The organism is Sorangium sp. So ce394 (assembly GCF_051474665.1).
GTDB lineage: Bacteria > Myxococcota_A > Polyangia > Polyangiales > Polyangiaceae > Sorangium > Sorangium cellulosum_D.
This window is the reverse complement of sequence record NZ_CP150339.1, coordinates 11968837-11991593: the sequence shown is the minus strand read 5'-3', so window position 1 is coordinate 11991593 and position 22757 is coordinate 11968837. Positions and strand designations below refer to the sequence as shown.

The 22757-nt window shown below is 74.3% G+C and carries 18 protein-coding genes; 7 read left to right on the top strand and 11 right to left on the bottom strand.

Features of this window, described 5'->3' with window-relative positions; genetic code table 11:
* Positions 1 to 111: 111 nt before the first annotated feature.
* The 3 genes from WMF33_RS44360 to dapA form a co-directional block, all read right to left on the bottom strand.
* The gene (locus tag WMF33_RS44360) at positions 112 to 2319 is read right to left on the bottom strand and encodes a hypothetical protein (protein ID WP_437334234.1); all 2208 of its coding nucleotides are present in this window, start codon (positions 2317 to 2319) and stop codon (positions 112 to 114) included.
* Positions 2320 to 2423: 104 nt separating this feature from the next.
* Positions 2424 to 3233 carry a 4-hydroxy-tetrahydrodipicolinate reductase gene (gene dapB, locus WMF33_RS44355; protein ID WP_437334233.1) on the bottom strand — a complete coding sequence of 270 codons (810 nt, stop codon included), beginning with the start codon at positions 3231 to 3233 and terminating at the stop codon, positions 2424 to 2426.
* Positions 3234 to 3304: 71 nt separating this feature from the next.
* Positions 3305 to 4210 (bottom strand): 4-hydroxy-tetrahydrodipicolinate synthase, encoded by a 906-nt coding sequence (dapA, locus tag WMF33_RS44350; RefSeq protein ID WP_437334232.1) that lies wholly within the window; start codon positions 4208 to 4210, stop codon positions 3305 to 3307.
* 283 nt (positions 4211 to 4493) lie between these two features.
* Here dapA and WMF33_RS44345 point away from each other — a divergent pair, with 283 nt between their 5' ends.
* From WMF33_RS44345 to nuoK, 3 genes are all read left to right on the top strand, one after another.
* Positions 4494 to 5165, top strand: coding sequence for a NuoI/complex I 23 kDa subunit family protein (locus WMF33_RS44345; RefSeq protein WP_437334231.1), 672 nt, complete (start codon positions 4494 to 4496; stop codon positions 5163 to 5165).
* Between the two features lie 76 nt (positions 5166 to 5241).
* Positions 5242 to 5757, top strand: coding sequence for an NADH-quinone oxidoreductase subunit J family protein (locus WMF33_RS44340; protein ID WP_061622227.1), 516 nt, complete (start codon positions 5242 to 5244; stop codon positions 5755 to 5757).
* A 3-nt stretch (positions 5758 to 5760) separates the two neighbouring features.
* Positions 5761 to 6072, top strand: a complete 312-nt coding sequence (nuoK, locus tag WMF33_RS44335) for an NADH-quinone oxidoreductase subunit NuoK (protein WP_020741059.1) — start codon at positions 5761 to 5763, stop codon at positions 6070 to 6072.
* Here the strand turns inward: nuoK and WMF33_RS44330 are convergent.
* On the bottom strand, positions 6038 to 6340 hold the full coding sequence (locus WMF33_RS44330) for a hypothetical protein (protein ID WP_437334230.1): 303 nt from the start codon (positions 6338 to 6340) through the stop codon (positions 6038 to 6040). The two genes, nuoK and WMF33_RS44330, sit on opposite strands and share 35 nt — an antisense overlap.
* A 92-nt stretch (positions 6341 to 6432) precedes the next feature.
* Here WMF33_RS44330 and WMF33_RS44325 point away from each other — a divergent pair, with 92 nt between their 5' ends.
* The gene (locus WMF33_RS44325) at positions 6433 to 6678 is read left to right on the top strand and encodes a hypothetical protein (RefSeq protein ID WP_061622229.1); all 246 of its coding nucleotides are present in this window, start codon (positions 6433 to 6435) and stop codon (positions 6676 to 6678) included.
* Between the two features lie 257 nt (positions 6679 to 6935).
* Entirely contained in the window at positions 6936 to 9422 is a 2487-nt protein-coding gene (locus WMF33_RS44320; protein WP_437334229.1) for a hypothetical protein, read from the top strand.
* Positions 9423 to 9539: 117 nt separating this feature from the next.
* Here the strand turns inward: WMF33_RS44320 and WMF33_RS44315 are convergent, their stop codons facing one another.
* The 4 genes from WMF33_RS44315 to WMF33_RS44300 all read right to left on the bottom strand — a co-directional run bounded on the left by WMF33_RS44315 (position 9540) and on the right by WMF33_RS44300 (position 14304).
* Positions 9540 to 10283, bottom strand: coding sequence for a class I SAM-dependent methyltransferase (locus WMF33_RS44315; RefSeq protein WP_437334228.1), 744 nt, complete (start codon positions 10281 to 10283; stop codon positions 9540 to 9542).
* A 7-nt stretch (positions 10284 to 10290) separates the two neighbouring features.
* Complete coding sequence (locus WMF33_RS44310; protein ID WP_437334227.1) at positions 10291 to 13299, bottom strand: protein kinase domain-containing protein; 3009 nt, start codon at positions 13297 to 13299, stop codon at positions 10291 to 10293.
* Between the two features lie 55 nt (positions 13300 to 13354).
* Entirely contained in the window at positions 13355 to 13786 is a 432-nt protein-coding gene (locus WMF33_RS44305; protein WP_437334226.1) for a hemerythrin domain-containing protein, read from the bottom strand.
* 71 nt (positions 13787 to 13857) lie between these two features.
* Positions 13858 to 14304 carry a hypothetical protein gene (locus WMF33_RS44300; protein WP_061622667.1) on the bottom strand — a complete coding sequence of 149 codons (447 nt, stop codon included), beginning with the start codon at positions 14302 to 14304 and terminating at the stop codon, positions 13858 to 13860.
* Positions 14305 to 14441: 137 nt separating this feature from the next.
* Here WMF33_RS44300 and WMF33_RS44295 point away from each other — a divergent pair, with 137 nt between their 5' ends.
* Both WMF33_RS44295 and WMF33_RS44290 read left to right on the top strand, forming a co-directional pair.
* Entirely contained in the window at positions 14442 to 18446 is a 4005-nt protein-coding gene (locus WMF33_RS44295) for a transglutaminase domain-containing protein (protein ID WP_437334225.1), read from the top strand.
* A gap of 202 nt (positions 18447 to 18648) precedes the next feature.
* Positions 18649 to 19542, top strand: a complete 894-nt coding sequence (locus tag WMF33_RS44290) for a DUF2267 domain-containing protein (RefSeq protein ID WP_437334224.1) — start codon at positions 18649 to 18651, stop codon at positions 19540 to 19542.
* Between the two features lie 43 nt (positions 19543 to 19585).
* On the opposite strand, the gene WMF33_RS44285 is transcribed toward WMF33_RS44290, so the two are convergent.
* The 3 genes from WMF33_RS44285 to WMF33_RS44275 are packed head-to-tail and all read right to left on the bottom strand — an operon-like array spanning position 19586 to position 22544.
* Positions 19586 to 19972 carry a response regulator gene (locus tag WMF33_RS44285; protein ID WP_437334223.1) on the bottom strand — a complete coding sequence of 129 codons (387 nt, stop codon included), beginning with the start codon at positions 19970 to 19972 and terminating at the stop codon, positions 19586 to 19588.
* Positions 19969 to 21516 carry an RAD55 family ATPase gene (locus WMF33_RS44280; protein ID WP_437334222.1) on the bottom strand — a complete coding sequence of 516 codons (1548 nt, stop codon included), beginning with the start codon at positions 21514 to 21516 and terminating at the stop codon, positions 19969 to 19971. The genes WMF33_RS44285 and WMF33_RS44280 overlap by 4 nt, the downstream gene beginning before the upstream one ends.
* Positions 21513 to 22544 (bottom strand): sensor histidine kinase, encoded by a 1032-nt coding sequence (locus WMF33_RS44275; protein ID WP_437334221.1) that lies wholly within the window; start codon positions 22542 to 22544, stop codon positions 21513 to 21515. The genes WMF33_RS44280 and WMF33_RS44275 overlap by 4 nt, the downstream gene beginning before the upstream one ends.
* Positions 22545 to 22757 lie beyond the last annotated feature (213 nt).

Here is a 22757-nt window from a genome sequence, read left to right as displayed (position 1 = left end):
CGCGCGTGGCGCCCCGCTGCGCGGGGCGTCCGAGCCTGGCCGCGCGGCGCGCCCGCCCGGACCGCGACGCGGCTCGACCCCGATTGCGCTCCTCGACCCCGATTGCGCGGCTCAGCGGGCCTGCGTCGTCTGCTGGAGCGCGCGCGCGAGCACCTTCTTGAAGGCGCTCGCCTCGCCTCCGTTCGGCTTGCTCTTGCGTCCGTACCAGGTCGCCGCGCCGACGCGCACGACGCACTGGGCTGCCCGCGTGTACCGGCGGGACGCCCTCGCGACGGCCCGATCGTCCGGCGCAGACGCGGACGCGACGGCCGCGCCGAGGTCGTTCAGCGCCTCGTCGAGCGGGAGGCAGCCCTCCGGCGCGCGGGGCAGCGCGAGGGGCGGCGGGGCATGGCAGCAGCGGGCGCGCAGGGCGGCGAGCGCCGCCATGTCGTACCAGCCGAGCACGCCCCATTCCTTCGTCGCGTCCGAGATCCCCTCGGGCCCGGCGGCCCTGGCGAGGTGGCCCTTGAGCGCCGCGACGCCCTTCATCGGGTCGACCTCGGTGCAGAGGAACGCCAGCTGGCCCGCGGTCGCGGCGTCGACGCCCTTGCCCGGAAAGATTGGCATCGCGCAGGCGGCGAAGTCCGCCGCGGCGTCCGGCGCTGCGCTCGCCGCGGCGTCTGCGCTCGCGGCGCCGGCGTCCACCGTCGCCGCCGCGGCCGCGTCGCCCGAGACGGCGGCGTCCTCGGCCGCCGGGGCGCTCGGCGCTGCGGGGGCGGCGCAGGCGGCGGGAGCGGCGTCGGAGCCGGCAGGCAAGGCGGGGAGGGACGGCGGCGGCGCGGGATCGCGGCGGCGCATCCAGAACCAGGCCGCCGCTGCGGCGCCCGCGAAGACGACGGCGTACAGGGCCAGCACGGCCACGCGGCGCGCCGCGGAGGGCGCGCTGCCGCGTGCGCCCCGATCCGGCCCCGGGGGGCGCGGCGCATCGGGCGCGCCGACGTGCGCGGCGGCGCCCTCGGTCGCCAGCGCGGACGGAGCCGGGGGCAGCTCGCCGTCGATGCGCGCGGGCCGAGCGCGGCCAGGCCGCCGGCTCGCCGGTTCGTTTGCGGTGACGAGCGGCGCCGGCGCGAGGGGCGGCCGCTCTACGGGCGCGGGCGAAAGGGGCGGCTGCTGCGCCGGTGCGAGGGCAAGGGACGGCTGCTCCGCCGCGCTGGGCGGGAGGGGCGGCTGCTCCGGCGGCGCGGCTGCAACAGCCGCCCCGGGCGGGCCGATGGAGGCGTCCGCCCTCGGGGCGTCGGCGTGCCCCGGCGGTGCGGCAGGCGAGACCGCCGGCGCCGTCGAGCGGCGCTCTGGCGCCTCGGGGACCGGGGTGGTCGGCGCGCCCGTCGACCGGAGACCGAGGGCCGCGAGCCCGTGGAGCGGCAACGGCGTCCGGCGCGCCGTGGAGCCTGCAGTGCCGGGCGGCAGCGAGCTCGTGTGGCCGCGGGGCGGCGAGCTCCCGCGCGGCGGCTGCGAGCTGGAGCTCCAGCGCGGCGGCGAGCTCTCGCGCGGCGGCGAGCTCTCGCGCGGCGGCGAGCTCTCGCGCGGCGGCGAGCTCTCGCGCGGCGGCGAGCTCTCACGGGGCGGCGAGCTCCAGCGCGGCGGCGAGCTCTCGCGCGGCGGCGAGCTCTCGCGCGGCGGCGAGCTCTCACGGGGCGGCGAGCTCCTGCGCGGCGGCGGCTGCGAGCTCGACGCGCCCCGCAGGCCGCTGTTCGACGGTCGCGGCGCGGGCACGGTCCTCGTCGGCTCCGCGACCGCGTGCTCGTCGAGCGGCGGCAGCTCCCCCAAGTCGTCGCTCGGCCGCGCCGCCTCCAGCGCGCGACGCAGCGCCGCCACCTCGACGATCCGTCGCTTCGCGTCGCGCGCGAGCGCCTGCTCGAGGACGCGCCACAGCGCGTCGCCCGCCGCCCCCGGCGGCGTCACCCGCGGCGCATCGCCGGCGCTCTGCTTGCGGCGGAGCTCCCCGTCGCTCTCGGCCGGGAAGGGGAGCGTCCCCGAGAGCGCCACGTACAGGGTGACCGCGAGCGCCCACGTGTCGTCCCGGCGCGACGGTCCCTCGCCCGCCGCGCGCTCCGGCGAGCGATAGCCGACGAAGGCCGGCGTCGCGAGCGGATCGGAGAGCCACCCCCGCGACGTGCACGGCTCGTCCTCGATGATCACGCACGCGGCCGACAGGCGGCCGTGCACGGTCCCGCGCCCGTGCAGGCTCTCGATCCGCTTCGCCAGACGGACGACCCAGCCCACCGCGTCCCTGTCCGGCAGAGGACCGGCACGTGCGACCCGCGCAGCGAGCGTCTCCATACGAGAGACGCAGCCTAGTGCGGCGGCCCGCCGCTGACCACATTGTGCTGTCCGCGCAGCGCGCCGGATCGCCGATCGCCGGTCCTTCGCCCGGCGGCGCCGCCTCAGCCCCCGATCACGTCGGCCATCGTGTATCGGCCGGGCGGCTTGCCGTGCAGGTGCCACGCCGCGCGCAGCGCGCCGCGCGCGAAGAGATCGCGGCTCGTGGCGCGGTGCGTGAGCTCGAGGCGCTCGCCGGGGCCGAGCAGGTGCACCGTGTGGTCGCCGATGACGTCGCCGCCGCGCACGGCGAAGATCCCGAGCTCGTTCGCCTTGCGGGGGCCGACGTTGCCCTCGCGGCCGTGCACGTCGGCGAGCGCCGCGGCCCCTTCGCCGGCGCCGCCGCGGGCCTCGCGCAGCGCCTCGGCCAGCCGCACGGCCGTACCGCTCGGGGCGTCCACCTTGGCGCGGTGGTGCACCTCGACGATCTCGACGTCGTAGCCGGGCCCGAGCCGGCGCGCCGCGCTCGCCGCGATCTCCGCGAGCACGTGGATGCCGATGCTCGTGTTCGGCGACCAGAGGACCGGGACGTGCTGCGCCGCCTCCTCGAGCAGCCGCTCGCACGTGCCGTCGAGGCGCGTCGTGCCGCTGACCACCGCGACCTTGGCCCGCATCGCGAGGTGCAGGAGCCGGGGGAGCGCCTCGGGCCGCGAGAAATCGATGACCACGTCCGCGCCGAGCAGCCCGGCGCTGGTGTCGTCGCTCATCGCGACGCCGATGGTGCCCGTCCCCGCGAGCTCGCCGACGTCGCGGCCGATGCGGGAGGAGCCGCGCGACACGATCGCGCCCACGATCTGCGCGCGCTCGTTCGCGGCGAGCCGGACGATCGCCTGCCCCATCTTCCCGCTCGCGCCGTGGATCGCGACCTTCAGCAAGCGAGCCTCTTCTCCCTGGCCGGTTCCCAAGAGCGCGCCCATCGGTACGCCTCGATGATCGCCGTTCGACTTCACGTCGCCTCGCGCCTCGCCTCGAGCCGCTTCATCGCCTCGCCGAGCTGCTGCCGGGTCGCCTCGCCGGCCGGCGCGAGGGGCAGCCGGACGGCGGCGCTCATGCGGCCCAGGGCGGCCAGCGCCGCCTTCGCCGGGGAGGGGTTCGGCTCGACGAACATGAGCCCGTGGATCTCCAGCAGCGCGAGGTGCGCCGCCCGCGCGCCCGCGAGGTCGCCGGCCAAGAACCGCCGGGTCACCGCGCTCGTCTCGCGCGGCAGCACGTTCGACGTGACGCTGATGACGCCCTGCGCGCCGAGCGCCATCATCGCGAGCGTCAGCGCGTCGTCGCCGCACAGGACCGTGAGCCGATCGCCGAGGCGCCGCACCAGCTCCTGGCAGCGGAGCACGTTGCCCGTGGCGTCCTTGATGGCGACGACGTTGGGCGCGGCGGCGCAGATGCGCTCGGTCGTCTCGGCGGAGAGGTCGACCACCGTTCGCCCCGGGATGTTGTAGAGCACGACCGGCCCCGCGACGGCCTTGGCCACGGCCAGCGTGTGCTCGCGGAGCCCGTCCTGCGAGGGCTTGCTGTAGTACGGCATCACGATCATCACACCCTCCGCGCCGGCGGCGAGCGCGGCGCGCGAGGCCTCGATCGTCTTCTTCGTCGAGAACGAGCCCGTCCCCGCGACCACCGGCACGCGGCCGCGCGCCGCCTCGACGACGCGCCGGATGACCGCGGTCGTCTCCGCTTCGCTCAGGGTCGGCGACTCGCCCGTGGTCCCGCACGGCACGAGCCCGCTGACGCCGCCCGCGATCTGGGCCTCGACGAGCGCGGTGAGCGCTTCGAAATCGACGGCTTCGCCATCAGGGGTGAACGGCGTGACCAGGGCGGTGAACGTTCCCGACAAGGGGAGCTGCGTCATTCGAGGACCATGATCGCCACCCGGGGGGCGCGTCAACAGGAGAGGACGGGTCCGCCGCGGACGCCGCGCTCTCCGCGGCTTCCCGAACCGCGCGGCGCCGATCGGCCGCGGCCGTCCGCGCGACGCCGCGCCGGCCCGGCGTAAGCCCGGCGCGGACGGCGGCGGGCGGACTGGCTCTACGCCCGGACGCGATCGAGGAGGGGGCGTCTGCTATCCTGGTCGGTGTGGCGCCTCGCTCCTTCGGGGGTATGCCCGAGCGCGTCAGGTCCCAGAGGCACCGGCCATGGATCTCGCCCAGTACATCAAGAGCATCTCCACCGCGGCCAGCACCATCCTGGAAGGGATGGCCGTCACGTTCTCCCATCTGTTCCGGGAGCCCATCACCGTCCAGTATCCGGACAAGACGGACCGACCCGTGAGCGAGATGCTCCCGCCGCGGTACCGCGGCTTCCTCGAGGTGCAGATGGACATCTGCACCGGCTGCAAGCGCTGCGAGCGCGCGTGCCCCATCGAGTGCATCGCCATCGACCTGGAGAAGGATCCGGCGACGAAGAAGCAGGCGATGAGCCGCTTCGACATCGACATGGGCAAGTGCATGTACTGCGGCCTCTGCGTCGAGGCGTGCAAGACCGAGTCGACCGGCGCGATCCGCCACACGCGCGAGTTCGAGGGGGCGGCGCCGACGCTCGACCACCTCACCTTCCGCTTCATCCCGGAGGGGCTGGTCCCGCTGTACAAGGCGCCGAAGGACCTCGGCGAGGTGCCTGTCGGCGAGTACGGGCCGCACGCCCGCGAGGCCCGCGAGCGCGCGATGCGCGACAACCCCGCCGCGCTCGAGGAGCTGCGCGCGATCTGGCGCAGGGAGCGCGCCCGGAAGCAGGGCGCCGAGGCCGCTGGAGCGGTGGCTGGAGCGGTCGCCGGGGCCGCGGGCGGAGAGGCCGGAGCGGGCGCCTGAGCGAGGGCGTCGCCCGTCGCGGGGCGTCGCCCTTGATGGGCGATGGGCAGCGGTCTAACGTCGCGCCCCTCACCACATGCCCTCTCCGAGTGCACTCGCCTTCCTCGGGCTCGCCGCGCTGACGCTCGGCTCCGCCGGGCTCGTCGCGTTCTCCAGGAACATCATCCACTCCGCGCTCGCCCTGCTCGGCACGTTCCTCGGCATCGCGGGGCTCTACGTCACGCTGTCGGCCGATTTTCTCGCGGCCACCCAGGTGCTCGTCTACGTGGGCGGCACGCTCGTCCTGATCCTCTTCGCCGTGATGCTCACGAGCCGCATCGCGGAGATGAAGATCTCGAACCCGCGCGGCGGGGCCGCCGTGGCGTTCGTCCTGGTCACGGCGGTGCTCCTCGTGCTCGGCCGGGTGGCGACCCGGACGCCCTGGCCCGCCGAGGCCAAGCCCGCGATGCCGTCCACGGCCAAGCTAGGCCACGCGTTCCTCGGCGAGTACCTGCTCCCGTTCGAGCTCGGCTCGGTCGTCCTGCTCGGCGCCATGATCGGCGCGGTCGTGCTCGCGCGTCGCGCCGTCAGGCGCGCCTGGGAGAGGGAGTAGGCGATGGAGGAGATCGGGCTCATCCATTACCTCAGCGTCGCCGCGGCGCTGTTCGGCCTCGGGCTGTTCACCGTCATGACGCGGAAAAACGCGGTGGGCATCCTCCTCGGCGTCGAGCTCATCCTCAACGCCGCCGCGCTCAACTTCGTCGCGTTCGAGCACTTCGTCGCGGGCGGCGTGTCTGGCCAGGTGTTCACGGTCTTCATCATCGTCCTCGCCGCGAGCGAGGCGGCGATCGCGCTGGCCATCGTGCTCCAGGTTTACCGTCACCACCGCAGCATCATGGCCGACGAGCTGACCTCCCTGAAGAACTGACGCGAGAGCGGTCATCCGTGCGGAAGAGCGTGACGAGCGTGACGAGCGTGACGAGCGCGACGAGCGCGACGAGCGCGACGAGCGCGACGAATGCGACGGGCGAGACGAGCGCGACGGGGCGCGGGGACCACGACGGGCGTGACGGCGCGACGATCGCGTCAGGCACGGCGTTCGTACCGGCGCGCACCGCGTCGCGCGTCGCGCGTCGTGCGTCGCGCGTCCGCGGCCCGCATCGCCGCCAGCGCCGCCGGCGGCGCTTGACGCGCACGCGTTCTGCCGCTTCAGGTGGAGCTCAATCCCACCGACAAGCAGGAAAAACCTGACCTTGCTAAGCCCCTGTGGACGACCCACGTTCGAAGCATGCAGAACCTATCCAAGTCGGAGCTGGTGGGGTTCGTGGAGCTCGAGGTCGGCTCGCTTGCTGTGCAGGTGCCGATCCGCGCAGCAGAGGCGGCGAAGGAGCTCCCCCTCGCGTCGTTCGAGGCCGAAGGGGACAATTGTGCCATCCTCGTGCGCGGCGATACGTCCTCCAAGGCGGTTGAGGTCGCGCTGCGACACGCGGCGCAGGAGGCGGTCAAGCACCTCTCGAGGAAGCTGCTCAATTAGGGCGGCGCGCACGGAACGACGCCCTGCGGCCCGGGCGGGCTGCGGGACACGGCTCCCGGGCAGCGCGGCCCTCCGGGTGTGGATTCCTGCTCAGGGACGGCGCGGGCACGTTCCTGCTGGTCATCCAGCGCGCAGCAAGCTAGGAGCGGGCTCATGGTCGAGCCCACCTGGTTTGCGAAGCGCTGATGGATACCCCGCCCACGCCGAGAATCTCGGGAAGCGCGCGTGAGCGCTGGGAGCGCGTCCGGCAGATCGCCGTGCCGGTCCTCCTGCTTGGTGCCATCGCCTTCTTCGCCAGCTTCGTCCATCGCTTCTATCCCATTCAGCATTGGCTCTTCTGGCGCTATGCCGGCTACTGGCTCCTCTGCGGGCTGTGGACGGCCGCCTGCGTCTCTGCGGGCCACCTGACGCTCAAGCTCGTTGTCGGCCGCTCCCTGCCGATCGTGGAGCAGCTCGCCACGAGCTTCGCCATCGGCGTCTTCGAGTTCGCGTTCCTCATGAGCGTGGCCGGGCTCCTCAAGCTCTACGGCCCTGTGCTCTTCGTGGTCCTGCCGCTCGCGATGCTCGGCGCCGGGCTCGCGCCGCTCCGCGGCTATCTGACGCGGGTCACCCGCCACGTCCGCGGCGCGCAGCGGAGGGCGCCGCCCGCGCCGCTCTGGACCTACGGGATCCTCGCGCTCGGGCTGCTCGGCGTGGGCATGGTGTACTTCGTCATCCTCACGCCCGACAACGTCCAGTTCGACTCGCGCTGGAAGCACCTGGCGCTGGCCGAGGAATACGCTGTCACGGGGGGTATTCGCCGCTTCCCGGAGGGCTGGACGGTCGAGACCTATCCGCACTTCGCGACGTTCGTCTATTCGTGGGCTTTCCTCCTGCCGCGCGGGCTCCTGTTCGACAAAGTCGAGCTCGCCGCGCACATGGAGTTCGTGGGGTTCCTCTGGACCCTCGTCGCCATCCCGGCCGCTGTGCGGCTGATGATCCCCCGCGGGCTCGGGCCATACGCCCTCCGGCTCTCGTGGACGGCGCGCTTCCTCTTCCCCGGCATCTTCCTCTACGACTCGAGCCTGAGCGTCGGCGGCGATCACATCGCCTCCATCTTCGCGCTCCCGGCGTTCACCCTGATGATCCGCGCCTACCGGGAGCTCTCGCCGCGCTTCATCGCGCTGATGATGATGATGATCTCCGGCGCCGGGCTCACCAAGTACACCGGCGCGGTCATCCTGGTCCCCTTCCCGGCGCTCGTCCTCGGCGCGCGAACGCTCGTCCTCGCCTACCGCTCGCTCCGCGGCCAGGCCGCCCCCGCGATCCGCAAGAACTGGTACCTCGGCCCGCTCGCCGCGGCCGCCGCGGGCCTGCTCTTCACCTCCACGCACTGGGCGAAGAACTGGGTCTATTACGCGGATCCGCTCTATCCCACGCTGTACAAGATCCTCCCCCTGAACCCCTGGACGCCGGACGCGGCCAACATCTTCGAGTGGGGTTACAAGGACTACCAGTTCTGGCGGCCGGAGCGGAACCTGGACGGGGTGCTGAGGACGCTCAAGGCGCTCGTCGACTTCTCCTTCCTCCCGAACGATTACCCGAAGTTCCACGGCAAGGTCCCCACCTTCGGGTCGGTCTACACGCTGCTGCTCCTCTGCCTGCCGTTCCTCAAGGGGACGAGGCGCGTCTGGGCGCTCGTCGGCTACGTGCAGGTCGGGCTCCTCTGCTGGTACTGGACGCACCACCAGGACAGGTATCTCCAGGCCATCGTCCCGCAGATGGCGGCCGCGACCGCGGCGATGATCGCGCTCGTCTGGCGCGCGGCAGGCGACAGCAGGCTCGCCGTCCTCGCGACGAGGGCGGGCCTCGGCACGCTGGTCGGGCTGCAGGTCGTCTGGGCGGGCGACGTGTACTTCATCCCGGGCCACGCGATGGTGAAGTCGCCGATCAAGGCCGTGATCGAGCTCCTCTCCCAGGGCTACGCGAAGCGCTACGCGCAGCGATTCGACATCTACCCGACGTTCCAGTCCATCTCCCGGGCGCTCCCCGAGGGCGCGCGCGTGCTGCTGCACGACAACCACAACCACCTCGGGATCGGCGCCGAGACGCTGTCGGACTGGAACGGCTGGCAGTACGGCATCAGCTATGGCCGGCTGCGCACGCCCCGCGAGGTCTGGGACCTCCTGAAGGGCATGGGGGTGACCCACGTCGCCTGGGACACCCAGGTCAGCAAGGGGTGGGACACGGTCGCCGGAGATCTCATGTTCTTCGATTTCGCGCTCAAGCGCACCGTGAAGCACGCGAAGCACGGCGGGATGACGCTCGCCGAGATGGGCCCGCCCCCCGACCCGCAAGCCCCGTTCCCCACCACCGTCGCCTACCTGGGCTGCGGCAATGCCTACAAGTCGGGGCTCTACGAGCTCAGCGACCTGACGGTGCCGGTCTTCGGGCCGAACAACCGCGCGTACCCCGCGCCCCGGGTGAGCGGTCCCCCCGCCGGCGAGAGCGCCGCGGCGCTGCTGGATCGGGCGGGGTTCGCCGTGGTCGATCCGAAGTGTCAGTCGCTGCCCACCTCGGCCCGGAGCGACTTCAGGCTCGCCGCCAAGCGGCGCGTGCTCCTCGGCGGGAAGGGCAAGCTCGACCTCTACCTCCGCAAGGACGGCGAGGTGAGCGCGCCGGCCGCGGCGCCGGAGCCGACCCCCGGGGAGCCGGACATGGCCCCGGAGCCCGACGACGACGAGGATCTCCCCGGCAGGCGCTGAAGCGCGCCTGCGGCCCGTCGCGGGGGGGCCCTGCCGCGAGGCGGCCCTTGACCGCGGCGCGGCCGCCGAGGCGGCGATGCCCGGGGCCGCGAGAGGCCCGGGCGACCGGGGCCCACCTCAGGCCGCCGTGCGCCTCGCCACGCAGAAGACCGACAGCCCGAAGCTCGGCCGGCGGCCGCGCGCGATGAGATCGACCTCCGCGCGAAGGACGGCTTCGAGCGCGGACGAAGCGAGGCCGGACTTCGGCGAAGGCTGCTTCATGCTGGTCTTGCCCGGACGCAGCTTGCGCGCGGCGCTCCAGACGGCGCGCGAGCCGACCGCGGCGGGGAAGAGGAGCTGGTTGAAGTAAGCGCACGCCTCCACGTGAAAGTCGGCCGGCAGCGCGGCGCGGAAGCTGCCGGCGGTGTACCGGCGGAAATGCTGCAGCGCGCGGTCGTGATCGCTGAACAACCACGGATACGCCGGCACCGTGGCGACGAAGATCCCGCCGGGGCTCAGGTGGTCGTGGATCCAGCGGAGCGCGGCGCGGTCGTCCTCGATGTGCTCGATGACGTCGAGCGCGCAGATCACGTCGTAGCGCCGGTCGAGCTCGAACGGGAGCGACGCGCTGTAGAGCGTCCTTGCCGTGCCCGCCTTCGTGATCGCGTCCTGGCCGAGCGGGCTCACCTCGTTCGCGTCGACGGCCCCGAACTCCGCGAGGACACCCAGGTTCTGGCCGACCCCGGCGCCGACCTCCAGCAGCTCGAGGGGCCGCCGTCCCGGGCCGAACTCGCGCACCAGGTGGGCCAGCAGCCGAGCCCTCCCCTTCCTCAACCAGTCGCCGGATTCCTCGGAGTACTGCTGGTATGCTGTCGTTTCCATCCGCTCTTCACTCTGCGTGCGGGGCCGGTTCTTCCTGGGGAGGCGACGCGGTCGGGGGCGGCGACTCTCTGGAGGGCGAGGCCGGCTCTTCCCCGGCCGGCTCCGAGGGCGGGGTCGGGATCTCGATCGTCAGGTCGTCCACCTTGGCCGGCTCTTTGCGCGGCCTCTTCGGCGGCGCCGGGCGCCGCTTCCGCGGCGGCGCCGTCGCGGCGGCGCTGGCCGACGGCTGCGCTGCGGGCGCGGCCGTCGGCGGGGCCGACGCCGCGGCGCTGGGCTGGGGCGCGGGCTCCTGCGGCGGCGCGGGCGCGGGCGCAGGCGCAGGCGCAGGCGCGGCGGCGGGCGGCGGGGTCTCGCTCTCGGCCGCCGGCGCGCTCTGCGGCAGCCGCTGCGAGCGGAGGACTTGCCAGGCGACGACGCCGGCGAGGGCCACCAGCGCGAGCGCTGCCCACCGGACGCGCCGGCGCCGGCGCGAGCCGGGGTCGAACTCCGGGAACTCGCCTTCCTGCGCCAGCCCGCTCACGCTGGACGCCTTCATCCAGTGCTCCGGCGTCTCGCCGGAAGGCACGGCGCTAGCCGGCGGGGCGACGGCTGGCGCGACCGGGGGCTCGAGGGGCCGCGACGCGCGCAGCGAGGCGGGGGGCGACGCGGCGACGGCCGCAGCGACGGCCGCTCGTCTGACGCTGTCGCTGGGTTCTTCCGGCCGCTCGTGGCTCGGCGGCTCGCCGTACTCGCGCGCGGTCGCGCGCGGACCGGCGTCGTGCGGCGAGAGCGCGCGCGGCGTCTGCGCTGCGGGCGGCGGCTCGTCCGGCGCGCTCGGCGCGACGGGAGCGCCGCTCTGGGCCGACGGAATCGCGGGCTCGGCCGGCGCGGGACCTGCGGTCTCGGCCGGCGCGGGACCTGCGGTCTCGGCCGGCGCGGGACCTGCGGGCATGGCCGGCGCATGGGCGGCGGGCTTGCCGGAGGCGGGCGCCGCGTCGGCCGGCGCGGCGGGCGCCGCGGGCGCGGACGGCGCCGCCCAGGGCTCGTCCACGTCGGTGTCGATCACGTCGTCGTCGAACTCTTCGATGTCGACGTCGACGAGCGAGGGCGCGCTGTCGGCTTCCCTCCGGGGCATCTTGCTGCGCGCCAGCGCCAGCGGCTCCGAGCCAGGCGGGGCCTCGACGCCGTCCGCCGCGGGCGACGTGCTGCTCGGCGGCCCGGAGAGCGGCGCCCCGGTGGCGAGCGGCGCGCCCGCGGAGGCCGCGGAGGGCGGCGTGCCCGCGGAGGCCGCGGAGGGCGGCGCGCCCGCGGAGACCGCGGGGAGCGGCGTGCCCGCGGAGGGCGGCGCGCTCGGCGGGAGCGGCGTGCCCGCGGAGGGCGACGCGCTCGGCGGGAGCGGCGTGCCCGCGGAGGGCGACGCGCTCGGCGGGAGCGGCGTGCCCGCGGAGGGCGGCGCGCTCGGCGGGAGCGGCGTGCCCGCGGAGAGCGGCGCCCGCTGCGACGCGCTGTCGTTGCGCCGCGGCGGCGGCGGCGGCGGCGGTCGATCCCCGAGCCGCGACGACAGCGGCGCGCGCTCGCTGAGCGGCGGCCGCTCGATCCGCTGGGACGACGCCGGCGGCTGCTCGCCGACCTGAGCCAGCGACGCCGCCGGAGGCCGCTCGGCGGCGCGCGGCGGCGCCGGGGGGAGCCGCTCGGCGGCGCGCGGCGGCGTCGGCGGAGGCCGCTCGGTGGCGCGCGGAGGGGTCAGAGGCCGCTCGGTAGGACGCGGCGGCGCCGGAGGCCGCTCGGTGGCCCTCGGCAGCGCCGGAGGCCGCTCGGTGGCCCTCGGCGGCATCGGGGGCCGCTCGCCGGACCTGGCCGACAGCGGCGCGCGCTCGCTGAGCGGCGGCCGCTCGGTGAGCCGCGGCGGCGCCGGCGGCCGCTCGCTCGGCCGCGCCGGAACCCGCGCGCTCGGCCTGGCCGACAGCGGAGCTGCCGCCGCGTCCGCGGCCTGCTCGCTGGGCCGCCGCTCGGGCGAGCGCGTCGAGATGGCGCCGGCGGGGTCGCCCACCTGGGGCAGCGGCGGCGCCTTGGGGATCGTCGAGCCCATCGCCGGCCGCGGCGGGGCCGCCGGCGGGCGCGTCGGCGAGGCGCGGGGCGGCATCGGCGGCGGCCGCGGCGAGCTCACGCTGCTCGCCGCCGTCTCGGTCGACAGCTCGGCGATGCGGGCGAGCGACTCCGCGAGGTCGCGCGCGCTGCTGAAGCGCTGCTCCGGCTCGCGATCGCACGCGCGCGCGAACCACGCGTCGAAGCTCGGCGGCAGCTCCGGGTTCACCCGCGAGGGCACCGGGATCTCGCCGAGCGAGATCTTGATCAGCAGGTCGCCGACCCCCTCGCTGTCGAACGGGAGCTCGCCCGTCACGCACTGGTAGACGATCACGCCGAGCGCCCACAGGTCGGCGCGGAAGTCGACCTCCCGGAGCCCCTTCACCTGCTCCGGGCTCATGTAGTGCGGCGTGCCCATGAGCGTCCCGACCGTGGTGCGCTGGGCGGCCCGCTTCCCGTGGCCCACCTTGGCGATGCCGAAGTCGAGGATCTTGACGACCTCGTCGTCCTCGTTCGCGCAGAGGAAAAAATTCTCCGGCTTGAGGTCGCGGTGCACGATGCCGGCCCCGTGCGCGCGGGTGAGCGCGCGCGCGACCTGCGTCACGATCTTCGACGTCTCCTGGAGCGTGAGGCGGCGCCTCCGCGCGAGCCGCTCGAAGAGGTCCTCGCCCTCGAGCAGCTCCATCACGATGAACGGCTGCTCGCCCTCGATGCCGTGATCGAGGATCTGCACGACGTGCGTGCTGCGCAGCTGCGCAGCAGCGGTCGCCTCACGGCGGAACCGCTCGCGGGCGTCCTCCTGCTTCGCGAGCTCGGGATCGATGAGCTTGACGGCGACCTGGGTGCCGAGCGCCAGGTGCTCGGCGACCCACACCGAGGCTTGCGCGCCCTGCCCCACGGGTCGGATGAGGCGGTAGCGCTCGCTCAGCACCTGACCAGCTGCGGTAGACACGGCGGCAAAAGCCTACGTCGAGGGGAACATCTGTGTCGAGTTCCTGCGTACCACCTCAGATCCCCTGACGAACGGTTTCCTTCATCAGCGCGCGCCACTCGTCGCGGGTGAGCTCCGGATAAATGTAGTCGCCCTCGAAATTTGTATGGTGCAGGAGCAGACGGGCGACAGTGACGATGCTCCCCGCGACGTCGCCGCCCTGCGCGACGTTCGCCAGCGCCTCGGTCGCCTCGCGCACGTCAGCGTGCTGCTTCAGCGCGACCTGGACCTCCTCGGCGAGCCCGCGGGCCTGGAAATGGGGAAAGATCGCGGTCTCCTCCCAGCGCATGTGCCGCTCCATCGGACCGCGGAGGAACGCGAGCAGGCTCCCGCGCTCGGCGCTGGCCTCGTCCGCGGAGCGCTGCGCCATCGCCATCAGCTTCCGCGCCATCTCGCGGGCGCGCTCCTCCTCCTCGAAGAGCTCGCTCACCATCCGGTCCAGTTCCATGACGCGCGGGCCGTCGTAATCCAGATCCCGGAGGAGGTCGAGGCCGGCGCGGCGCGATCTCGAGCGCGGGGTCAATCGGCGGCGGCGCGCGCGCGGACGATCGCGGCGAGCCGGCCGACGACGCCGCTCGCGACCATCGAGAGCACCTGCTTCTCCAGCGCCTGTCGCTCGGACGGCCTGCCGCCGAACGAGATGCGCGAGCGGGCGGTGGGGCCGCCGACGACGCGGCCGACGATGGTGCAGCTCACGCGGTGCACGTCGCCCCGCGTGACCGAGGTGAACTCGGCGACGCGCGCGCTCAGCACGACCGATTTCGCCTCGCCGAAATCCGCCTTCTTCGCGGCGCTCTTGAGCAGGCCGCGCAGGGCCCGCGCCCGCTGGGCCTGGCCTTCGCCCGCGGGCACGTCGACGCTCTTCCACTCGACCTTGGTGTCGCGGGCGAAGGTCGACGCTGGCGAGGCCGTGAGGGTGGTCAGGGCCATCACCGCCGAGAGCAGCCATCGGGACGCGCGGCGCATGGGAGCAGGCTAGTGGGCCGCGAGCCCGGCGGCCAAATTCGCGCACGGCTTCACGCCGCGGGGCGGCCGCGCGCGCGATCGCCGCGCTCGCGCCGCGATCGGGCACGCGCTATGCCGTGCCCTGGAAGCGAGGATCGATGGAGCGGAGCTCGCCGGGGGAAGATCGAGGCGATCGACGAGGACGAGATCGGCGCGCGGGGCGCGCGGCGCGCCGGGGCGGATGCCTGGCGGCGCTGCTCGCGATCGCCGTCGCGCCCGCGGCGGGCAACGCGCAGGCGCCGCGCCCGGGCGGCGCCAAGGCGGACGCGGCCGCGCCGGCGGCGGGCGGCGCGCCGGGGGCGGGCGGCGCGCCGGCGCGGCGTCCGAGCGGCGCGAAGGTGGATCCGCGCGCGCCGGCGGCGGGCGGCGCGCCGGCGGCCGAGAAGCGCACGCCCATCACGCCCGCGCCGCGGTGGACCGCCGCGACGCCCGACGAGATGCTCGGCGCCGCGCTGGCCCGGGCGCGGCGGGGCGGCGACGACGCGCTCGCGGGGCTCGTGATCGCGGCGGCGCTCTCCGATCGCGCGGCGCAGGGCCGCGCGCGCGATGGCCTCGCGCAGATCGCGGCGTCCGCCTCGCCGCTCGCCGACGAGGCGCGCTGGCTCGCGGCCTCGCTCGCCCCCGAGCCGCCGGCGGCGACGTGGCCCGGCGCGCGCGCCGTCTCGTACGACGCGCCCCCGGACCCGTCGGGGCTCGTGAAGGCGTTCGCCATCCTCGGGCCGTTCCAGGACAACTCGGGCGGCGGGCTCGCGCGCCGCGAGGGGCCCGAGGCCGAAGGCCAGCGCTTCTCGGACATGAGCGCCCGCTACGCCTGGGGGGTCTACGACGTCGCGTGGCGCCGGGTGCTGCCCGCCGCGGCGACCGCGCGCGGCGTGCCGCTCGACCTCTACATCCATCCCCGCGCCGAGAGCTGCACCTACCTCGCCTCGCGCGTGACCGTCCCCGCCGCGCTCGATCGCAAGCCGATCCTCGCCCACGTCGCCGCGACCGGCGCCGTGCGGCTCGCGTGGGACGGCGCGGACGTCGCCTCGAGCGACGCGGCCCACCAGCGGCTCGTGCTCGACCGCATCGCCGCGCGGATCGAGGCGCCCGCGGGCGATCACCTGCTCGCCCTCAAGGTCTGCACCGGCGCCATCGCCGACGAGGGGCGCGTCCGCGTGCGCTTCACCGACGAGCAGCGCCGGCCGGTGGCGCTCGCGACCTCGTCGGACCTCACGAGGCTCGCGCTGCCCCCGGCCGCGCCGTCGCCGTCGGCCGCCGTCGCGACGGCGCTCGACAGGGCGCTCGGCGCGGGCGCGGCGCAGACGCTGGAGCAGACGCTCACGGCCGTCGTGGCGCGCACGCTCGGGGGCGCGGACGATCAGCGATCGCCCCGCGCGCCCGGCCTGCTCGACCGCGTGACGCGGTCGCCGGGGATCTCCGCGGACGCGCTCGCCCTCGCCGGGTGGGTGTCGCCGTTCGGCGCGAACCGCAGCGGCTGGCTCGAGGCCGCGCGCGCCCGCGGCCTCGCCGAGAAGGACCGGGCCACCGCCTCGTTCGCGCAGCGCAGGCTCGTCGCGGCCCACCTGGCCTCGGGCCGCGCCGACTGGGCGGCCGCCGTCCTGCGCGAGGAGCCGCTGCGCTCGGCGCGCGACCCCGAGGCGCGCGTCCTCCGCGGGCTCGTCGAGAAGAAGCTCGGGACGTCGGGGCTCGCGCGCGCCGGGCTCGAGGAGCTGCTCGCGGTCGAGCGCGAGCAGAAGGACCGGACCCCGGTCGTCGTCTGGCAGGAGATCGCGGCCGCGGCCCGGCTCGACCCGGCGCTCGCGCTGCGGGCCGCGCGGAGGCTCGCCGAGATCGCGCCCGAGTCGCGGGGCGCGGACTACGTGCTCGCGTTCGAGCCCGAGGGCGGCGCCGCGCTGGAGGTGGCCGCCGCCGGCGCGCTCGCGCAGCAGACGTCGGCCGAGGACGTCATCCGCGTCGGCCGCGCGCTCCACGACGCGGGCCGCGTCGCGTGGGCGCGCGAGGTCCTGTCGTACGCGACGCAGGTCGCGCCGAACCAGCCCGCCGCGTTCCAGGCGCTCGCCGCGGTCCGGCAGGGCCAGGCGAGCGGCGCGGCGGCCGCGCTCGCCAACGGCGCGCTCGCGCGGGCGCGCGATCTCGCGCCGGGCGACCCGTTCCTCAAGGCCGAGCTCGCGCTCCGCCTCGGCGAGGGCGCGGCCGGCGCGCCGGGCCGGCGGCGCATGCGCGACGAGCAGTACCTCGTCGCGCCCGGCGCCTTCCTCGAGCGCGGGCGAAAGGAGCCGGCGAAGAAGGGCGAGGTGGCCGACCGGCAGCTCCACTGGGTGCGCGTCGTGACGTACCACCCGGACAAGCGCGTCTCGCAGCTCATGCACTACGCGCGCGAGATCGTCATCGAGCCGCGCACCGATCAGGACCTCTACGAGCGCGACATCCCCGCCGAGGCCGAGGACACCGAGCTCCTGTTCGCGCGCGTGCACCGCAAGGACGGCACGGTGGCGCCGCCGGACGAGCAGGGCGCGGGCGGGCAGCGGCCGTTCGTGCGCTGGCCCAAGCTGAAGGCCGGCGACGTGGTCGAGGTCGCGGTGCGCGCGTGGACCCCGGGCCCCGTCGGGCGCCGGGGCGACGCGCCGTTCTACTTCATCGACTACGTCGGCTCGACCGACACGCGGCCGATCCTCTACAACGAGGTCGTCGTCGACTCGCCGACGAGCGATCCGCTGGCGATCGACGTGCTGAACGGCAAGGCCGAGCGGGTGCTCCGGTCCGAGAAGGACGGCCGCCAGGTGACGCGGTTCATCTGGGACGACCCGCCCGAGGTGCCCGAGGAGCCGCTCGCCCCGCACCTCGCCGAGGTGCTGCCGGTCGTCGTCGGCTCCACGTTCCACGGCTGGCACGACTTCCGGGAGTGGTACCGGGGCGCGGTCGCCGGCTTCACGGAGCCGGACGATCAGGTCCGCCGGCTCGCCGCCGAGCTCACGAAGGGCAAGACCACGCGCGAGGACAAGCTGCGGGCGCTCTTCGACTTCGTCGCCGACGACATCCGGTACGTGAACTTCGTCTCGGGCGAGTGGTGGCTGCCGAACCGCCCGCAGGAGCTCCTCGCGCGGCGCCAGGGCGACTGCGACGACAAGGCGATGCTGCTGATCACGCTGCTCAAGTCGATCGGCATCGAGGCGACGGAGGTGCTGGTGCAGACGCGCTACACGGGCCAGCCCTCGCTGCTCCGGAGCGAGGTGGCGGCGATCCCGGTGTTCGATCACGGCATCGCGTACCTCCCGGGCGCGGGCGGCGCGCCGGGCCTGTGGCTCGACGCGACCAGCCCGCAGAGCCGGCTCGGGCCGCTGCCGGCGATGGACGCGCGCACGCTGGCGCTGTTCGTCGACGAGGGGCCGCCGAAGATCGTGGAGACGCCGGCGAGCTCGCCGGCCGACCACGGCGTCGACGCCGAGTGGACCATCGCGCTGCAGCCGTCGGGCGCGGGCGAGCTCGCGGCCAGGGAGCGGCACATCGGCGACGCGGCGTTCGAGCTCCGGTCGAACCTGGCGGAGGCCGACGCGCGGGCGCAGTGGGTCGAGCAGTACCTCGCGTACGGCTGGTTCCCGACCGTCGACGTGAAGCCCAAGGTGGCGTTCCAGGCCGATCTGCCGCACGGGGCGGCGACGCTCGAGTTCGAGGCGCGCTCCGAGGGGCTCGCGCGCCGCGAGGGCGCGGAGCTCGCGGTGCCGCTCTCGGGCACGTCCACGCTGACGTCGCAGCTCGCGCCCCTCGTGAAGCGCACGCTGCCCGTGGTCCTGCCGCCGAGCCTCGCGCCGCGGCACCACACCCGGACGATCACGATCGTCGCCCCCGCGGGGTACGCGTTCGCGGAGCTCCCGCCGGGCGGCGACGAGGACGGCGGCGACTTCGGCCGCGCGTCGATCTCGTTCGCGAAGGCGCCGGGCAAGAACGCGGTCGTGGTGAAGGAGCGCGTGGTCATCGACCGGTCGACGATCCCGGTGGCGCAGTACGCCGCCTGGCGCGGCTGGCTGCAGCGGGTCGACGGGCTCCTGCACCGGATGGTGCGGCTCGTGCCCGTCGCGCCGGCGAGCCCGAAGGCGCCGTGACGGCGGGCGGCGGCGGTTCGAGGAGGGCCGCCGCCACGGCCGTGCCCGGCCTCGCGCGGCCGCGTCGGCCTCCCCGCCGCGGCCGCCCCAGTCGGCGGCCCTTGGTACCGTTCTGGCTAGCCGCCGTTCAACGCGCCCACGCGCCAGCGCTACCCAGGGGAGGGATCTCGCCATGCCGCTAGAACAATACCGACGCCCGCGAATGATCGTTCTGAGCCCGCGCTCGACCGCTTACGACGCGGTGAGGGCGATGGTCGACAACCACGTCGGCGCGGTCCTGGTCCACGATGGCCAGGGCCTCGCGGGCATCGTCACCGACCGCGACATCGCGCTCGAGATCGTGGCAGGCGATCTCGACGCGCGCAGCACCGCGCTGCGCGACGTCATGTCGGACGAGATCGCGACGCTCGAGATCGACGCGTCGATCGACGACGCCGTGCGCATCATGCGCGATCATGCGTGTCGGCGCGTGCCGCTGACCGAGCAAGGTCGGCCCGTCGGCGTCGTGACCCTGGACGACCTGCTCGCCGACGGCGCCATCGACGCCGAGGCCGCCGGCTCCGTCGTGCGCGCGCAGCTCGAGGTGGCCGCCCGGTTCAAGCCGGGGGGCGCGCTGCACCCGGAGGGGATCGCGCGCCCCGAGCAGCGCTCGCGCGGCCCCGTGCGCGCCCTCACCCGGCGCAAGGCGCGCGCGGACAGCGCCTATGGCCGGCTGCTGCACGCGGTCGAGCGCCACAGCGGCCTCCAGCAGCGCGACCGCGCCGAGCTCGCGCTGCAGATCGTCCTCGGCAACCTCTGCCGCAGGGTGACGCCCCAGGAGGCGCGGCACCTCATCGCGCAGCTCCCCTCCAAGCTCCACCCGTCGCTCGATCCGTTCCTCGACGGGCCCGACAAGCGCATCACGACGGCGACCATCGAGGACGACGTCGCCCGCGAGCTGCGCATGGACCGCGAGGCGGCCGGCTTCGTGCTGCAGGCGATCTGCGAGGCGGTCGCGGACAGCGTCTCCGCCGGCGAGATCGAGGGGTTCCGCGGCCAGCTCCCGCTCGACATGAAGGACCTGTTCCCGCCGACCCCCCTGCGCCGGGCGGTCTGAGCCGCCGGGGCGGCGCCTCAGTCTGAGCCGCCGGGGCGGCGCCTCAGGGGGCCGGCGCGGGCGCGGGCGCCGCGAGCAGCTTGCGGACCATGCCGAGGAGCTTGTCGGCCGTGAACGGCTTCTTGAGGACGGCCTGCGCCCGGTCGCCGAGCTTCTGGAGCAGCTCGTGGCGCTGCTCCACCGCGCTCATGATGACGATCGGCATGCCGTCGAGCCGCTGCTCCGCGGAGACGGCCTGCACCAGGTCGAAGCCGCTCATGATCGGCATCATCAGGTCGACGAGGGCGAGATCCGGACGCGACCCTCGCAGGTAATCGAGCGCCTGCTTGCCGTCGGGGCACGTCACGACCGAGTACCCCTCGTCCTCGAGCAGCCCCTCGATGCACGCGAGGAGGTCGACCTCGTCGTCCACCACCAGCACCGTCGTCATGGCGCCTCCTCTCTCTGGTGCGCTCCGGCGAGGAGCCGCGCCTGCCCCGAGAGGATCTGCTCCGCCGACGCGAACGAGCTCGCCACCTCGATGCCGCGCTCGGAGATGACGAACTCGCGGATCGACCTGTCGTAGAGGCTCTCTCGCATCTTCATGACCGAGATGAGCCGGTGGATCTGCGACCGGAGCTCGACGTAGCGGAGCAGGACGACGGTCTCGACCACGTTCCCGAGCTCGGGGTTCGGCATCCTGATGAGGGGCGTGAACAGGTCGAGCTCCTCGGTCACCACGGTCGTCACGTCGAGCATCCTGAGCTGGTTGGTGAACGCCGACAGGAACCGCGGCATCCGGTCCGGGTAGACCGACGCGGCCCGGAAGCCCTCGATGCCGTCGATGAACAGCCGCCTCCGCGGCGTCGGGTCCTGGCGCAGGAGCTCGAGCAGCTGCTCCGCCAGCGAGTCCATCATGTGCTCCAGCGGCGGCTGCCAGATGAGCTGGATCGCCCCCTTCTCGACGTGGGTGTCGAGATCGATCCCCACCTTCCGGGCCTTGTCGCGGAGCCGCGGCGGAGGCTCGTAGAAGCCGAAGTAGATCCCGTGCTCGCCCCGCCTCGCCCCCTCGGCCAGGAACGAGAGACCGAGGAGCGTCTTGCCGGTGCCGGGCGCCCCGAGGAGGGCGGTCGTCGAGCCCGAGGGCAAGCCGCCCTCGAGCATCGCGTCGAAGCTCTCGATCCCGAAGCCCATCCGGCAGCGCTCCTCGGACGCGCTCGCCCGCGGGCTGTCGAACTGGATCTCGGTGCGCGGGTGGATGACCATCCCGGACGTGTCGATCTCGACCTCGTGCTTGCCGCGCAGGTAGTCGCTCCCGCGGAACTTGTGCACCGTGAGCTCCCGGACGGCCCGCGGCCCGATCAGCTTATCGGTGAGCTCGATGACGCCGTCCACGAGCGCGTTCTCGGCGTGCGACGGATCGCGCGTGCTCGAGAGGAGGAAGGTCGTGCAGTCGTTCAGGGCCGAGAGCCCCTGGATCTCGTGCACGAACTCGCGGAACGAAAGCGCGGTCGGCGCGCGCTGCTCGACGCTCTCGAGCCCGTCGATCACGAGCACGTCTGTGCCGCGGCGCTCGCGCAGGGTGCGGCGCAAGAGCTCCAGCAGCGCCGGCAGGCCCTGATCGCGGAGCGCCGGGTAGCCGCTGATGTAGTAGATGCGATCGGGGATCATCCCCGTATCGAAGAACCTCATGCCGCGCAGGTGGCGGATCATCTTGCTGTGCGACTCGACGAGGAGCGTCACGTAGACGCACCGCGCGCTCGGGCTCCTCCGGATGTGCTCGAAGCAGAGCTGGTTGCCGAAGATCGTCTTTCCGCTCCCGGGCGGCCCCATCAGGGCGTAGGTGCCGTTGCGGAGGAAGCCGCCCTTCAGGATGTAATCGAGCCGCGGAATGCCGGTCTCCAGCCGTGGGATGTCCGCGCTCGGGCTGTCGCTCTCCCTGTCCTCGGTCGAGGGTGCCTGTGCGTCTCTCGGGTGTTCACGTTCTCGCGTCATGACGGTTCCGCTGAGGTCTCCGACGTCGGTTGCGCGACCGGCAGGCGAACGACGAACGCGGCGCCCCCGCCGTCAGGGGGTTCGATGACGATGCTGCCGCCGTGCGCCTGCACGATCTCGCGCACGATGTAGAGACCGAGCCCGAGGCTCTGCGATTTGTAGGTGGAGGCGATCCGCTGAAAGGGCTCGAAGACCCGGTCGTGGTCCTCTGCGGCGACGCCCGGCCCGTGGTCGCGCACCGTGAGCTTGGCTGTCGTGCCCTCGCGCGCGAGGGAGACCTCGATCGGGCCGCCGCCGCCGTACTTCAGCGCGTTCGTGAGCAGGTTCTGCACGACCTGCTCGATGCGCGCGCCGTCCCAGAGCCCGAAGATGGGCTCGCTGGCCACGATCTGGACCGGCGTCCCGGCCGCCCGAGCGTGCTCGGTGATCGCCTCCGCGGCGTCACGCACGATCTGGAGCAGATCCTTCGGCTCGAAATCGAGCTCGAGCCGGCGGGCGCGGATCCGGGTCACGTCGAGGAGGTTCTGGACCAGGCTGGTCAGGCGATCGATCTGGCGCTCCGACATGTCGACGAGCCTGTCGAGCTCCGGGAACGACCCGTCCGGCGGGACGCGCAGCTTGATGCGATGAAGGGTGAGGAGCAGGGCGTTGAGGGGCGACCGGAGCTCGTGCGCCGCGATGGACAGGAACTCGTCACGGGCGGCGAGCGCGGCGCGCGTGTCCTCCGTCCAGCGCTGGAACGCGGTCACGTCGATGAAGGTGAGCGCGGCGAGCTTGTCCCCGTGGTCGACGGCGTCGCACCGGACGAGGAGCGCGAAGTCGCCCTCGGCGGTCTTCCAGTGCGTCAGCACGGGGCCGAACGACTCGCCCCGGAGGGCGCGGGACCGCGGCCGCTCGTCGGGCCCGAGCGGCCTCCCCTCGGCGTCGGTGATCTGCGGGGTGTGCCCGTCCAGGTCCTCGTAGGCAAACGAGATCTCGCGCGCCGACGGGTTGGCGAAGATGACCCGGCCACCCCGTCCGACCGTCATCAATACGAGGCCTGCCTGAATCGCGTCTGCGGCGTTGGGTTCGGTGGATAGATGCGGTCTCACCAAGCTCGCGCTCCTCGCTGTCTGCGGGGTCTCGAGCAGGCTCATCGTGCAAACGGCGGACCGAGCCGGTCATCCGGCGGGAGCTCCGGCGAAGAGCGGCGCTCGCGCCGGCGCCGGAGGGCGGCTGTGGCGTAACGCCATTGCGCGGGG

What these genes read in the sequence shown, in the direction of transcription:
- WMF33_RS44340 (WP_061622227.1), top strand. Translation starts at nt 5,242, where the DNA reads ATGCCCTCTCCGAGTGCACTCGCCTTCCTCGGGCTCGCCGCGCTGACG.
- WMF33_RS44305 (WP_437334226.1), bottom strand. Translation starts at nt 13,786, where the DNA reads ATGGAACTGGACCGGATGGTGAGCGAGCTCTTCGAGGAGGAGGAGCGC.
- WMF33_RS44360 (WP_437334234.1), bottom strand. Translation starts at nt 2,319, where the DNA reads ATGGAGACGCTCGCTGCGCGGGTCGCACGTGCCGGTCCTCTGCCGGAC.
- WMF33_RS44345 (WP_437334231.1), top strand. Translation starts at nt 4,494, where the DNA reads ATGGATCTCGCCCAGTACATCAAGAGCATCTCCACCGCGGCCAGCACC.
- WMF33_RS44315 (WP_437334228.1), bottom strand. Translation starts at nt 10,283, where the DNA reads ATGGAAACGACAGCATACCAGCAGTACTCCGAGGAATCCGGCGACTGG.
- WMF33_RS44290 (WP_437334224.1), top strand. Translation starts at nt 18,649, where the DNA reads ATGATCGTTCTGAGCCCGCGCTCGACCGCTTACGACGCGGTGAGGGCG.
- nuoK (WP_020741059.1), top strand. Translation starts at nt 5,761, where the DNA reads ATGGAGGAGATCGGGCTCATCCATTACCTCAGCGTCGCCGCGGCGCTG.
- WMF33_RS44295 (WP_437334225.1), top strand. Translation starts at nt 14,442, where the DNA reads ATGGAGCGGAGCTCGCCGGGGGAAGATCGAGGCGATCGACGAGGACGA.
- WMF33_RS44285 (WP_437334223.1), bottom strand. Translation starts at nt 19,972, where the DNA reads ATGACGACGGTGCTGGTGGTGGACGACGAGGTCGACCTCCTCGCGTGC.
- WMF33_RS44280 (WP_437334222.1), bottom strand. Translation starts at nt 21,516, where the DNA reads ATGACGCGAGAACGTGAACACCCGAGAGACGCACAGGCACCCTCGACC.
- dapA (WP_437334232.1), bottom strand. Translation starts at nt 4,210, where the DNA reads ATGACGCAGCTCCCCTTGTCGGGAACGTTCACCGCCCTGGTCACGCCG.
- WMF33_RS44325 (WP_061622229.1), top strand. Translation starts at nt 6,433, where the DNA reads ATGCAGAACCTATCCAAGTCGGAGCTGGTGGGGTTCGTGGAGCTCGAG.
- WMF33_RS44275 (WP_437334221.1), bottom strand. Translation starts at nt 22,544, where the DNA reads ATGACGGTCGGACGGGGTGGCCGGGTCATCTTCGCCAACCCGTCGGCG.
- WMF33_RS44300 (WP_061622667.1), bottom strand. Translation starts at nt 14,304, where the DNA reads ATGCGCCGCGCGTCCCGATGGCTGCTCTCGGCGGTGATGGCCCTGACC.